Source organism: Corynebacterium sp. KPL1995, assembly GCF_000477935.1.
Lineage (GTDB): Bacteria > Actinomycetota > Actinomycetes > Mycobacteriales > Mycobacteriaceae > Corynebacterium > Corynebacterium pseudodiphtheriticum.
Genome location: NZ_KI515715.1, coordinates 2,074,591 through 2,087,464, shown reverse-complemented (window position 1 = coordinate 2,087,464; position 12,874 = coordinate 2,074,591). Strand labels below are relative to the sequence as shown.

General features: G+C 53.8%; 11 protein-coding genes and 1 tRNA gene. 5 read left to right on the top strand and 7 right to left on the bottom strand.

The window, feature by feature from the left end; translation table 11 throughout:
- Window positions 1–40 precede the first annotated feature (40 nt).
- The gene (locus HMPREF1292_RS09275) at window positions 41–562 is read left to right on the top strand and encodes a MarR family winged helix-turn-helix transcriptional regulator (protein ID WP_034646161.1); all 522 of its coding nucleotides are present in this window, start codon (window positions 41–43) and stop codon (window positions 560–562) included.
- A gap of 89 nt (window positions 563–651) precedes the next feature.
- Here the strand turns inward: HMPREF1292_RS09275 and HMPREF1292_RS09270 are convergent.
- Together HMPREF1292_RS09270 and HMPREF1292_RS09265 are read right to left on the bottom strand one after the other, a co-directional pair.
- A tRNA-Arg gene (locus tag HMPREF1292_RS09270) sits at window positions 652–725 on the bottom strand.
- Between the two features lie 97 nt (window positions 726–822).
- Window positions 823–2,439: an alpha/beta fold hydrolase gene (locus tag HMPREF1292_RS09265; protein WP_023019657.1), complete on the bottom strand. Its 1,617-nt coding sequence runs from the start codon at window positions 2,437–2,439 to the stop codon at window positions 823–825.
- A 179-nt stretch (window positions 2,440–2,618) separates the two neighbouring features.
- Here HMPREF1292_RS09265 and argS point away from each other — a divergent pair, with 179 nt between their 5' ends.
- From argS to thrB, 4 genes are all read left to right on the top strand, one after another.
- Window positions 2,619–4,271, top strand: coding sequence for an arginine--tRNA ligase (gene argS, locus HMPREF1292_RS09260; protein ID WP_023019656.1), 1,653 nt, complete (start codon window positions 2,619–2,621; stop codon window positions 4,269–4,271).
- A 4-nt stretch (window positions 4,272–4,275) separates the two neighbouring features.
- Window positions 4,276–5,631, top strand: coding sequence for a diaminopimelate decarboxylase (gene lysA / locus HMPREF1292_RS09255; RefSeq protein WP_021353075.1), 1,356 nt, complete (start codon window positions 4,276–4,278; stop codon window positions 5,629–5,631).
- Window positions 5,632–5,844: 213 nt separating this feature from the next.
- The gene (locus HMPREF1292_RS09250; protein WP_021353076.1) at window positions 5,845–7,176 is read left to right on the top strand and encodes a homoserine dehydrogenase; all 1,332 of its coding nucleotides are present in this window, start codon (window positions 5,845–5,847) and stop codon (window positions 7,174–7,176) included.
- A gap of 24 nt (window positions 7,177–7,200) precedes the next feature.
- Window positions 7,201–8,130 carry a homoserine kinase gene (gene thrB, locus HMPREF1292_RS09245; RefSeq protein WP_023019655.1) on the top strand — a complete coding sequence of 310 codons (930 nt, stop codon included), beginning with the start codon at window positions 7,201–7,203 and terminating at the stop codon, window positions 8,128–8,130.
- 165 nt (window positions 8,131–8,295) lie between these two features.
- Here the strand turns inward: thrB and HMPREF1292_RS09240 are convergent, their stop codons facing one another.
- The 5 genes from HMPREF1292_RS09240 to HMPREF1292_RS09220 all read right to left on the bottom strand — a co-directional run bounded on the left by HMPREF1292_RS09240 (window position 8,296) and on the right by HMPREF1292_RS09220 (window position 12,807).
- A complete protein-coding gene (locus HMPREF1292_RS09240; RefSeq protein ID WP_023019654.1) occupies window positions 8,296–10,254 on the bottom strand; it encodes an ATP-binding cassette domain-containing protein in 1,959 nt (652 codons plus the stop codon).
- Window positions 10,255–10,277: 23 nt separating this feature from the next.
- Complete coding sequence (gene modA, locus HMPREF1292_RS09235; protein WP_023019653.1) at window positions 10,278–11,099, bottom strand: molybdate ABC transporter substrate-binding protein; 822 nt, start codon at window positions 11,097–11,099, stop codon at window positions 10,278–10,280.
- Between the two features lie 23 nt (window positions 11,100–11,122).
- Window positions 11,123–12,076 (bottom strand): formate dehydrogenase accessory sulfurtransferase FdhD, encoded by a 954-nt coding sequence (fdhD, locus tag HMPREF1292_RS09230; protein ID WP_023019652.1) that lies wholly within the window; start codon window positions 12,074–12,076, stop codon window positions 11,123–11,125.
- A gap of 10 nt (window positions 12,077–12,086) precedes the next feature.
- Window positions 12,087–12,320, bottom strand: a complete 234-nt coding sequence (locus HMPREF1292_RS09225) for a DUF6457 domain-containing protein (protein WP_023019651.1) — start codon at window positions 12,318–12,320, stop codon at window positions 12,087–12,089.
- A gap of 223 nt (window positions 12,321–12,543) precedes the next feature.
- On the bottom strand, window positions 12,544–12,807 hold the full coding sequence (locus HMPREF1292_RS09220) for a MoaD/ThiS family protein (protein ID WP_023019650.1): 264 nt from the start codon (window positions 12,805–12,807) through the stop codon (window positions 12,544–12,546).
- Window positions 12,808–12,874: the final 67 nt, after the last annotated feature.

The following is a 12,874-nucleotide window of genomic DNA, read 5'->3' as shown; positions in this document are numbered from 1 at the left end:
TGAAATCTGACTTGTCAACAAAATTCGTTAGTATATGGTCATGGCGGAACCAGTACGTTGGCTTGATGATCATGAACAAGACCTGTGGCGTAGCATCTTGCAGGCAAACCGTAAGATCAATCGCGTTTTAGACGAGACACTGCTGAATGCTAGCGGATTGTCGACTGCGGAATACGGGGTGCTTGTCGTTCTTTCGGAAGCGCCTAATCACTGCCTGCGCTTGTGCGCACTATGCGATGAATTGGTGTGGGACCGATCCCGAACTTCGCACCAGATCACGCGTATGGAAAAGCGGAGATTGCTACGTAAAGAACGCTTCAGCGGTGACGGCCGCGGCGTCAGCGTGGTGCTCACCGATGACGGTATGCAGCGGCTGCAAAAAGCAGTGCCTGATCACGTGGAGTCGGTGCGCAGGTTGATTTTCGATCACTTAGATGAGGACGATAAACCAAGCATTCAACGCTTTATGAATGCCGTGCTCGCGGTGGACAATATCCCTGGATACGAAGCAGCCGATGGGTGTCCGCCGTCTGCATCGTCTGCTCCCCGGCAGGATAATTAACAGGCTTATGTGCGAGAGAAAATTAGCTAAACGACGAAAGTCTCGAGACACCGTTGAAAACAGCAACGATGTCTCGAGAGAATACAGTGTGCCCCCGAAAGGGTTCGAACCTTCGACCTTCGGTACCGGAAACCGACGCTCTAATCCGCTGAGCTACGGGGGCAATCCCGCGGAATTTACCGCGACCTAAATACTAACATCTCGTCTCTCATTGGCAATAATTAGCAGGTCGCGGGTGTTTCTGGGAAAAATAGGGCCGATTATTGCTCGAAGTAGCCCGGCGCATCGGACTGCTGCGGGGCCTTGCCGGTCCGAAGGTAGTTTACGACGATATCGTCGACGACTTTGTTGCCGTTGCCCACGTGACCGTGGCCTGGGCCATGGACGGTGAGAACGTGCGCGTTCATGACGTCGGCAAGAGCTTTGTGGTCAGCGTAGACGGTTTGTGGGTCTCCAGTGGCACTGACCTGAAGCGGTTGCACGGCAAGTTCGGCGCCATCCAAGTGAGCCACTCCGGTAATCGGTGCCGCACCGTTGCACGTGTGGCCAGCCGCCAAGCTGTAAGAATTGGCAGTAGGAATATCACTGACGACATAGTTTGCCCACAGGTATTCCGGCAGCAACGCAGGGTTCGTTGGCGTCGTGTTTTCATTGCAGACTAATAACTGCTGCGTCGCAATCGTGGCAACTTGCGCTTGTTGGATCTTCGCAATTTCTTCATCACTGAGTTCGGTAGGCTGTTCCAGTTCAGCAAACATATCCTCGCTGCCATTGATTTGTTTCGCGAGCTTGTCCCACTGGCGTGGTTGCGGAACCAACTGGTGGGTGACGATAGCGGTCAAGGATTGATCGAGGCTGGCGCCAGGGGCGAGTGCGGAACGCGTTAAATGTTCCAGCTGGGCAGAACCCTGACTCGTGGCATTGATAATTTCTGTGCCAATTTCCCCGGACCATTCCAATCCTGCTGGTAGGTCACCAATTCGGGCAGCTGGGGGCAGATTGGTGGGGTTTACTCCGGATTCTTCCAAAACCTTGTGCGACCATGAATTATAGGCGGCTAGCGGGGTGGTGCCGAGACCATAAATGTCATTGCGGTCAGCCACATAGGTGAAAAAATCTGCGTAGGCGTTGTCGTATCCCCGTTTTTGTTGCGTGAGTACACCACCCCACGAAGCATAGGGGTTCATGGCGGAATCGAGGATTAACCGATCTGTATGTTGTGGGTACGCGCTTGCGTAGGCAGATCCCAAGTAGGTGCCGTAGGACAGGCCTAGGATCGAGATTTCGTCGTATCCCAGCGCCTGGCGTACCCACTCCCAATCATGCGCGGTGTTCTGCGTGGTCAAGGAATCGGTGTATCCCGGTGTGGAATTCTCGCAGGCATCTTTCCAGAATCCGCCAGGGCGGGTGATGGGATTATTGGCAATGATATCTCGGGGTTCATCGCAGCGCACTGGCGTAGAACCCGGTAGGCCGCGTGGCTGGACGACGATACGGTCCCACTCTTGGGTGATGCCATCAGGCCATTCGAACATGTCACCTGCGAAGTAAGAATAACCGTCTCCGCCAGGTCCGCCCGGGTTGCCGAATAATGCGCCGCGCGAGCTTCCAGAAGCTTTCTGCCGGACAAAGCCGACGGAGATGCTGCCAGCTTCTGGGGTGTCGTGGTAGGTAGGAACGTCGATGCGGCCACATTCTGCATTGTCGTCGGTAACCTGCGCGGGGCAGTCTTCCCAGGTAATCTCTGCATTGCGGGCGGGGTGTTGTGCGATGCCGGCGTGTGCTGTTAAAGGTTGGAACAACGCAACGGAAGCGCCCAGGCAAGCAATGCTGGCGATAGTGGTACGGCTCCGTTGAAAAAATGGTGTCGATCGCACTCGCAAGTCCTTCCAAAAGTGGCGAAAGTGAAAATAGTTACTTCATGCGATGCTAGCGGTTTAAGTTGTGCAGGGTGTCGGGAAACGCCGGACACCGTACGACCGTTCTGTGGACTTCTAAAAATGTTCAATTTGCCTGTTTCTTAAGCCAGGTTGCTTGTCTATTACACTAAGGAGCTATGACTCCAGCTGATCTTTCGCAATTAATTAAAGACACCGCCACCACCATCTTGGCAGAGCGCGGCTTAGACACGTCTGCGTTGCCTGAGGTGGTGACAGTGGAACGGCCGCGCAACCCGGAGCATGGTGACTACGCCAGTAATCTGGCTCTACAGGTAGCGAAAAAGGCAGGGGCAAACCCGCGCGACTTCGCCAGCTGGCTGGCGGCAGCATTAGCAGGAAACTCCGCGATTGATCAAGCAGAAATTGCGGGCCCGGGATTTCTGAACATTCGCCTGGCTGCCGACGCACAGGGGGAAATCGTCGCCAAGATCCTACGGGAAGAGGAAGCATTCGGAAATTCGGATGCACTGTCTGGTCAGCGGATCAATTTGGAATTCGTCTCGGCGAATCCTACCGGCCCCATCCACCTTGGTGGAACTCGCTGGGCCGCGGTTGGGGACTCTTTGGGCCGCGTATTGGAAGCCTGCGGGGCAGAAGTTACCCGAGAGTATTATTTCAATGACCACGGCGGGCAAATTGACCGCTTTGCGCGGTCGTTGGTGGCTGCTGCGCAAGGTGAGCCGACTCCCGAAGATGGCTATGGAGGCGATTACATCCGGGAAATCGCTAGTGCAGTCGTCGAAAAGAACCCCGCAGCACTTGATGGTGAGCCAGCCGAAGTGCAGGAAAACTTCCGTGCGCTTGGCGTAGAGATGATGTTCGAGCAGATCAAAGCCTCATTACGCGAATTTGGTGTTGAGTTCGACGTTTATTTCCATGAAAACTCTTTATATGAGTCTGGTGCAGTCGAAAAAGCAATTACCACGCTGAAAGACAACGACAATTTGTATGAAGCTGACGGTGCCTGGTGGTTACGCGCAGAAAAATTTGGTGACGATAAAGACCGTGTGGTGATTAAATCGGATGGTGACCACGCGTATATTGCTGGTGATATCGCGTATGTCGCTGATAAATTTGATCGTGGCCACAATTTAGCAATCTATATGCTAGGTGCCGACCACCATGGTTACATCGGACGTTTGCGTGCTGCGGCACAGGCGCTGGGTTATGAGCCAGACAACGTCGAAGTATTGATTGGTCAAATGGTTAACCTGCTGCGCGATGGCAAACCGGTGCGCATGTCGAAACGTGCTGGAACCGTGATTACCCTGGAGGATTTGGTCGAAGCCATTGGTACGGACGGGGCACGTTACTCGTTAGTGCGCTCCAGCGTTGATACCTCGGTGGACATTGATTTGGAATTGTGGACTGCGCAGTCTGCCGACAATCCGGTGTATTACGTGCAATATGGTCACGCTCGGCTGTGCTCCATCGAACGTAAAGCTGCTGAGCTTAAAGTCGACGGCAATGACCCCGATCTCGGTCTGTTGTTGCACGATAAGGAAGGCGACTTGATCCGTACTCTGGGTGATTTCCCGGAGGTAGTAGCCACCGCAGCGCAGTTGCGTGAACCGCACCGAATCGCTCGTTACGTAGAAGATTTGGCGGCGACTTTTCACCGTTTTTACGACCAGTGCCAGATTCTGCCAAAAGCTGGTGAAGACGCAGAACCAATTCATAGCGCTCGGTTGGCATTGGCACGGGCAACGCGACAGGTACTGCATAACGGTTTGACTATGGTGGGGGTTAACGCTCCGGAACGGATGTAGTCGCATGAGCATGCACCTTTCTGATTTCAACGAACTACCTAGCCATGTTTGGCCTCGTAATGCCTGCCGTGAGGACGACGGCACGGTGGCTATTGCTGGAGTGTCTTTGCCAGAAATCGTCGAGAAATACGGTACTCCCGTCATGGTGTTTGATGAAGATGATTTCCGGTCCAGATGCCGGGATATGGCGCAGGCGTTTCACGGGGCCAGGAATGTGCATTACGCCTCGAAAGCAATGTTGTCGACGCATATTGTCCGTTGGGTCAATGACGAGGGCTTATCTTTAGACGTAGCCTCACTTAATGAGCTGTTGATTGCGTTACGCGCCGGATTTCCAGCCGAGCACATTACGGTGCACGGCAATACCAAAAACCGGGAGTTTTTAAGACATTGCGTTGCCGCACATGTAGGACACGTGGTGCTGGACGCGCCTGGCGAACTTGTCGAACTTAATGAGATTGCTGCCGAGCTGGGCAGGAAGCAGCCAGTTTTGGTGCGAGTGACGCCTGGCGTGGATGCACACACGCATGAATTCATTGCTACCAGTCACGAAGACCAAAAATTTGGCTTTTCCTTAGCCGCTGGTGATGCTTGGCAGGCCATCGTCGACGCGCACCAGGCGAACAACTTAGATCTGCACGGAATCCATTGCCATGTGGGCTCACAAGTATTCGATGCTGATGGTTTCAAGCTAGCCGCGGATCGCTTGCTGGAATTGTTTGCGCGCGTGCACCAAGATTTGGAGTTGCAGCTACCCATTTTGGACCTGGGTGGGGGGTACGGCGTGCCGTATCTCGCCGATGACTCCGAGCTGGACATTGCAGGAATTGCCGAAGATTTGATTACTGCAGTGCATAATAAGGCGGCTTTTTTGGGAATTGAACCGCCGAAAGTTGTTGTCGAGCCTGGTCGTGCACTTGTCGGTCCGGCAGCGGTAACGGTTTACGAAGTCGGTACTGATAAAAACGTGCAAATCGACGAGGGGCGCTACCGCAGGTATCTTGCGGTAGATGGTGGAATGTCGGATAATATTCGTCCCGCACTCTACGGCGCAGATTACGATGCGCGAGTGGTCTCACGATTTACTGATGGACACCAAAAATCTACCCGCCTCGTGGGTGCACATTGTGAATCCGGGGATATTCTGATCCCAGACTTTGCTTGCCCGGCGGATGTTCGTACTGGTGATTTGATGGGTCTAGCTGTGACGGGAGCTTATTGTTATCCGATGTCATCGCGGTATAACGCGTTTACCCGCCCAGCAGTGGTGTCAGTACGGGACGGAAGAGCGGAGCTTATGCTGCGTCGCGAAACCATTGAGGATTTGCTTAGCCTCGAGGTGGTGCGGGACGCGGATTGAGCTGACTATGTGGAGTGGAAGCGCGTACTGAGCACAGATGCTGAAGTGAATGCGGCCTGAATAAATTTCGCCAAGCAAGTTAAGTCTGCCGTTAAAGCCGGTACCATTGAATGCGCACGCCCGTGAAAACCGCCGAATGAGCGATTGCGTAGATACGTAATTGCTCGTTTGAGTAACTGACTAACGACGATTTACGAAGGAATGCGAAACAACATGGTCGCTAATTCACCAACCTATACCGAGAACAATGCTGGCAAGCCTGTTGGAATTGCGGTATTAGGAATGGGTACCGTCGGTACCGAGGTAATCCGCCTGCTTGCGGAAAATTCCGAGGATTTCCGTCAGCGCGTCGGGGGCCCATTGGAATTGCGCGGAGTTGCAGTTGACGACACCTCCAAGCCGCGTCGCGGTGTAGATCCGGAAATGATTACCGGCGATGCACACGCTTTGATCGCGCGTGACGACGTCGACGTGGTCGTTGAACTCATTGGCGGCATTGAATATCCCCGCGAGCTGGTGCTTGCTGCGCTGCGTGCTGGTAAATCTGTGGTTACGGCAAATAAAGCGCTTGTCGCAGCTCATGCCGATGAACTCGCACAAGCTGCAGAAGAATCTGGAGTAGATCTATACTTCGAGGCAGCTGTGGCCGCGGCGATCCCAGTCGTCGGTATGTTGCGCCGTTCGCTAGCCGGTGACCAGATTCAGCGTATTTCTGGAATCGTCAACGGTACGACGAACTTCATTCTGGACAAGATGATTACCGAGGGCATGGGCTACGACGAGGCTCTGCAAATTGCTACCGACTTGGGCTATGCGGAAGCAGATCCCACTGCCGATGTTGATGGCCACGACGCCGCGTCCAAGGCAGCGATCATGGCTTCACTTGGGTTCTATACGCGCGTCAACTTCAAAGATGTGCACTGTGAAGGTATCCGTGACATCACCGCTGCAGACATCGCGGCTGCAGATAAAGCAGGGTATGTCATTAAGCTGCTTGGAATCTGTGAAAAGATCACCGACGATCAGGGCAACGACGCCGTTAATGCGCGGGTGCACCCAACTCTGGTGGCGAAAGATCACCCTCTGGCCTCGGTTAATGAGTCCTATAACGCGATCTTCGTGGAGGCAGAAGCCGCTGGTTCGCTGATGTTCTACGGTAATGGTGCCGGTGGCGACCCAACTGCTTCTGCCGTGCTGGGCGACCTCGTGGGAGCTTCCCGGAATAAAGTGCATGGCGGCCGAGCACCGGGCGATAACACTTACGCAAACTTGCCAATCGCAGATTTTGGTGAGGTGCACACGCGCTACCATATCGACATGGAAGTGGTTGATCGCGCCGGAGTTTTGTCTGATCTGTCTGCCACTTTCGCACAACAGGGGATTTCTTTGCGCACTGTGCGCCAGGAGGAGAATGAAGACGGTATCGCCCGTCTTATTGTTGTCACCCACAGTGCGAAAGAATCTGTATTGCACGACACCGTCGAGGCGTTGAAGAAGTCTTCAGACGTCAAGAAAGTGCATTCTGTCATCCGTTTGGATGTTTAGGGAATCAGGGGAGCTACGCAGTTTATGAGCACTGAACTTGAAATCGGCACGAAAGCGACCGTTCGCGTTCCTGCATCTTCAGCAAACCTGGGACCAGGCTACGATACATTAGGTCTTGCATTGGGCATTTATGATGTCATCGAAGTCGAGGTTATCTCATCCGGCCTGCAAATCGAGATCTATGGGGAAGGTGAAGATGACCTTCCACGGGACGGCTCACATTTGGTCGTCAAAGCTTTAAGATCTGGGTTAAACGCAGCTGATGCTACTGCGCCCGGCCTACGAGTCACATGTACCAACGCCATTCCGCAATCGCGTGGCCTAGGATCTTCGGCATCTTCGGCCGTCGCTGGTGTGGCTGCCGCGAATGCCCTTGCTGGATATCCTCTTTCCGACGATCAGGTGGTGCAGTTGTCTTCAGCATTTGAAGGACACCCGGATAATGCTGCTGCTTCGGTGCTCGGTGGAGCCACGGTATCGTGGATGACGGTGCCGGTGGACGGACGTTCTGCCCCAGAATATAAGGCTGTAAGCCTTGATGTACACGATGAGATTCGTGCGACTGCGATTGTCCCAGATTTCCATGCTTCAACACCAGCAGTCCGCCGGGTGCTGCCGAGCCACGTCACACACGGCGACGCCGCATTCAATGTTTCCCGTGTAGCCGTCATGACGGTGGCCATCCAGCATCACCCGGATTTGCTGTGGGAAGGTACCCGCGATCGGTTGCACCAGCCGTACCGCTCTGATGTGCTGCCAGTGACGGCCGAGTGGGTCAACCGTTTGCGCAATCGCGGTTATGCTGCCTATTTGTCTGGAGCAGGCCCGACCATCATGGTCTTGCACACCGAGGATATTGACGAAGCATTACTTGCTGACGCCCGCGAACAGAACCTCAAAGTCGTTGAACTTGGAGTCGCCGGACCCGTGGAAACTTGTGTGAGCCACGCTTAGTTTTCACTGCGCCGAGGAATGTCGCTAAAAAATAGCGCTGAGAATTTTAGGAGCCCGCAAGTTCGTGTATGCCTTCGGGCTCCTAGTTTTTTCTGTCTAGGGGACGCTGTTGTCTTTGGCGGGGCGGTGGGCAGTGCTCACCACCAGATGGTTTGCGGAATTTTCTTAGTTCTTATGTTCTTCTGCAGCTAGGCTGGTTACCGCCAGTTTATCGGCACTGACGCCCCAGGTGATTTCATCATCGAGTTCTAATCCGAGTTCGGAAGCATCGAGTGGCGAGACAGTAATCTTTACTTGTTCGCCGTGAGTACAAACAGTTATGTCACACACTGTGGGGTGCGGCACGGAGATATCCGTGATCGTGCCCACCCAACAATTTTCTTCAGCGGTGGTCTCTTTCGCTTCGCCCTTCTTTAACCAGGCATCTGAAGGTAACCAGGTTGCAAGGACTTGGAGGTTTTCTCCGTTGTTTGCCTTTAAGTCTTCGTCGCTAAGTTCAATGCGTTTTTCCCCCACGGTTAGTGAGAGCTGCCCGCAACTAATTTGCACGCTACCGCTACCCAGTGCGTTTGCCCCTACATTCTGTGACAAGCGCGCTACAAGGGCGTTAAGCCCTAGAGTCGTGGCGAGAAACTTCGTGCTTGGTGCAGAAGTGAGTTTCGTAGTTTTGTCATACGAGACGATTTTGCCAGCCGCAACTGACATTACGTAATCAGACAAGGAAGAAATGTCATGGCCATTGTGCGTGACTAGCAATGTTGTGCGTTGTTGGGAGGTAGAGCGGAAATAAGCTTTCCATTGGGCAGCAATAGAGCTATCCAGACCGGCAAATGGCTCGTCCAAAATCAAAACTTCTGGGCTGGCCGCAATAGCACGGACGATGGCTACCTGGCGTGATTGGCCTCCGGATAAGGCCGGAACGGGGACAGATTTTAGTTCGCTTAACCCAGCTGCGTTTAACAATTCTTCCGCACGTCCCGTATCTCGTGTTGCCATGGTGATTGCCTGTAACACAGTGGAAGCCGGAGGCAGTGCTGGGTTTTGGGTGAGGATGATGACTCGCGGCTTATCGACGGATTCGTGGCCAGAAGCAGCAAAAAAATCCAGTTCGGCCCCGCCCAAGCGTCCCGCGATTGCTTTCATAAGCGTCGTTTTCCCGGCACCATTGGCGCCTACCACCGCGGTGGTGGAACCTGCTTCAACGTGGCAACCATTCACGTTGATTCCCACGGGGTTAGTGGTTGCGCCTGTGAGCTCACCCAGCCGCTGCCGATCGAGCCCGATGTTGTGGCTTACGCGGTGCTTGTGGCGCTTTTTCCATACCGTCGGAAGAGCCGACAAGCAGAGAACGATGATGGCGATGAAGATCAGCAACGCTGCTTGTACATATGCAATATCTGCGTCTACTTCGCGGTTAAGATAAATCGCTAGCGGGAGCGTCCGAGTTTCACCGGGCAAGGAACCAGCAAAAGTGAGGGTAGCGCCGAATTCTCCCAGTGAACGAGCCAAGGCTAACCCTGCACCGGTGCCGACCGCGGGCAAAATCGTTGGCAGGATTACGTGATAGATCACGCGACGGTAGCTCATGCCGATGCTGAGTGCGGAATCTATGATTTCTTGGTTAATTTGGCGCAGCGCAGAGTCTGCGGACACGATGATGAACGGTAATGTAATGAAGACGTGAGAAGCGACGACACCATTAAAGGTAAATGCGATATTAATGCCAAGCGCATCCAGGATTCCGGAAGTATAAGAACGCCGGCCGATTGCTGCGGTGAGTGCCAAACCGGCTACCACCGGTGGCATTGCTAGCGGTAATACAAAAAGTAAGCGAATGAACCAACCGCTTGCACGGCTTTGCAATAACCACAGTGAGAGCGGAATGCCTAGCGCCAAGGTGATGAGCGTCGATAAAACTGCGGCGTACAGGGATAAGCCTAAGGCTTCTAGCGTGGAAGCCTTAGTGGCAATTTCGGTAAAGCGATCCCAAGGGACGCGCAAGATTAGGGCTAACAGCGGGCCCAGTACCGTCATCACGGCTACCGCAGCGAGAAAAACCAGGGCAATAGGGTTTTTCGGTCGAACTGGGGATGGGGTCCAATCAGCAGAATGCGGGTGTGCCATGGCGCGGTACTTTCAACGGTGATTTATTTGGTGGCTGCTGGCAAAAACCCAGCGTTTTCCCACACCGAACGCATTGCTTCACCGTGGAGCAATGCGAGAACAGCCTGAGCAGCTTCCGCGTTCGCCGCATTTTTTAGGACAGCTGCAGGGTAGTCATTGACGAAATTCTTGGAGTTGGGAATTTCAATGACTTCGACTTTATCACCGGCAGCAATAGCATCGGTTTTATAAACCCATGCTGCATCAGCCTGACCAGAGGTAACCTTTCCCAGGGTGTCGGTGACGGAGTGTTCCAACGAGGATGGGTGTAGCTCTAGGCTATTTTCTGTGGCCAGTTGCTCCGTCAAATTGCCACAAGGAACCGTCGGGTCGCAGAGGACCAGGGTGGTGTCTTCGTTGAGGTCTTCGACGCTGTTGATATTGGCTGGATTATCGGCGGGAACCACCATTACTAGTGTGTTTGCGGCCACCATTTTGGATTCATCGACGTCACCGTTGGCTTTGGCCTTGTCCATGGACTTGGTATCCGCGGTCAACAAGACGTCGGCAGGCGCACCTTCGTTGATTTGATTTACCAAATCGGTGGATCCTGCATTGTTGATCGTTAAGTTCACTGGTGGGTCGAGCTTCTTCGCTTCGTCTACCAGGTCATCGCCGATTACGCGGGTAGAAGCTGCGGCGAACAGGGTAACATCCTGCGCCGCAGCAGCGTCTTTGGAATCGTTAGCGGTGGAGTCGGCGGTGTCTCCGCCACTGGATTGGCAACCAGCCAGAGTGATGGCGCTGGCCGTGACAGTACCCATGGCGATGCGACGAATGGTGGTTGCGCGGATACGAGAACGCATTAATCTCTCCTGATAAAACGTCTCTAGGGGGTATCTTCTAAGAATCCATTGTACAAATTAAAACGATTTTCACGGGTGAACCCGCTGAGAAAAAGTCCTGATTGACGTGCGAGATCAACTGCTAATGATGTGGCGGCCGATACAGTCACCAGTCCGGAGAATCCAGCAAGTACGGCTTTTTGCACGAGCTCGAAGCTGGCGCGCGAGGTCATCACCAAATACATCTGTTTTGCCGGCAAATTACCATGCATCAACATCGCACCGATTACCTTGTCCGCAGCATTGTGTCGACCCACATCCTCGCGGGCGAGGATGAGCTGTCCGTCATTGCTGACAGCGCCTGCAGCATGGATACCACCGGTACGGCGGAATGCTTTTTGGTCAGCTTCTAGTAACCCTGGTAGGGACAACACAAATTCTGCGGTGGGGCGAACTGGGTGAATCGGGTAGGAGCTACGCTTTTCGACGTCATCGATCGAGGTAGTTCCGCAAATGCCGCAGGCTGAGGTAGTGAGCACTGAGCGTACAGGCAATGAAAACGGCTGACTGTCGCTTTTGCCTGCGGTGACAGTGGCAAAATCTTGGTTGCTATCTTCTGTTTTTGCAGGGGTTAGAGCCACATCAAGAGTGTTATACGTGTTGAGTCCGTCATTGCCGACCGCCCCGCCACAGTATCGAATTGTCGCAATATCCGACGCCTGGCTGATGACGCCTTCAGCATGCAGGAGCCCGTGGACGAGCTCGAAATCATTGCCTGGTGTGCGCATCGTCGTTAAGAAATCTGTGCCATTGACGCGGATCTGCAAGGGTTCTTCGACCGCGAGTGAATCGATGCGTTCGGAGACAACAATACGAGAGTCGGCAGGACTGACACGCTGTGCCTTAGTACTGGCGTCCGTTGTAGCAGCAATATCAGGGTTGGTTTCTTCGCGGTATACGCGGGTGATCGGAGTGCGGGATGTAAGCCTTCGCGCCATATCGGACAACCTACCTGGTACCGCGTGCTAAATCAGCTAGGTGCGCTAGATGTTGTTGTATAGCTTCGATTTGTTCAGCGTGGGTGCCTCCAGAAGTGCGTTGACCAGCGGCCAAACCTGCTAGAAATGCTGTCACCGGTGCAGCCGGACGGGAGTGTTCGTGGGCGACAATACTGGTGAGGTCCAGGACATCCTTAATAGTGGCGCGAAGCACTTGCGGATCGACATCAAGTGTTGAGGTCACGGTGGTAAGCCAAGTGCTGGCAGCAACTTTTTCGGGTGCAGCCTTGATTTTGCGGTTTTAGCGGGTTTTAGAGTTTTAGTGGATTGTGCAGTTTTTCTACCAGGTCCCGTGCCTTCCTGTGCTCCAGACATGTCACTAGTTTAGGTGCTTGGTCGGATCAAATGCTTAATGGGTTTAGTCACTCAACGGGGAATATCCGTTGGGGACAAGCCGCGGTAGCGCTTTAACCCCCGGCAAAGGGCGGCAACACGTCGATACGTTGCACTCCAGCCAGGGAAGTAGACCGAGTCGCGGAAGCGCCGTCGACGAGAAAACTGCACCGCGGGAAAATGTCTGCCAAACTCATCCCAGAATCTGTAGTCCCGGTATGTAGCTGGGCGCGGGAATCGAGGAGTTCCCCTAGTGTTTCGTGGTCAGTTTCGGTGATCACTTCTTCGGCGGTTCCGGCGGCGGCGCGCGCGGCGGAAAAATAATGAATGCTCAGCATGATAACCACCATTCTGCCTGGTTGACTCGGGAGTATGCAATAGCTTGAAAATCTGAGACATTTTCTA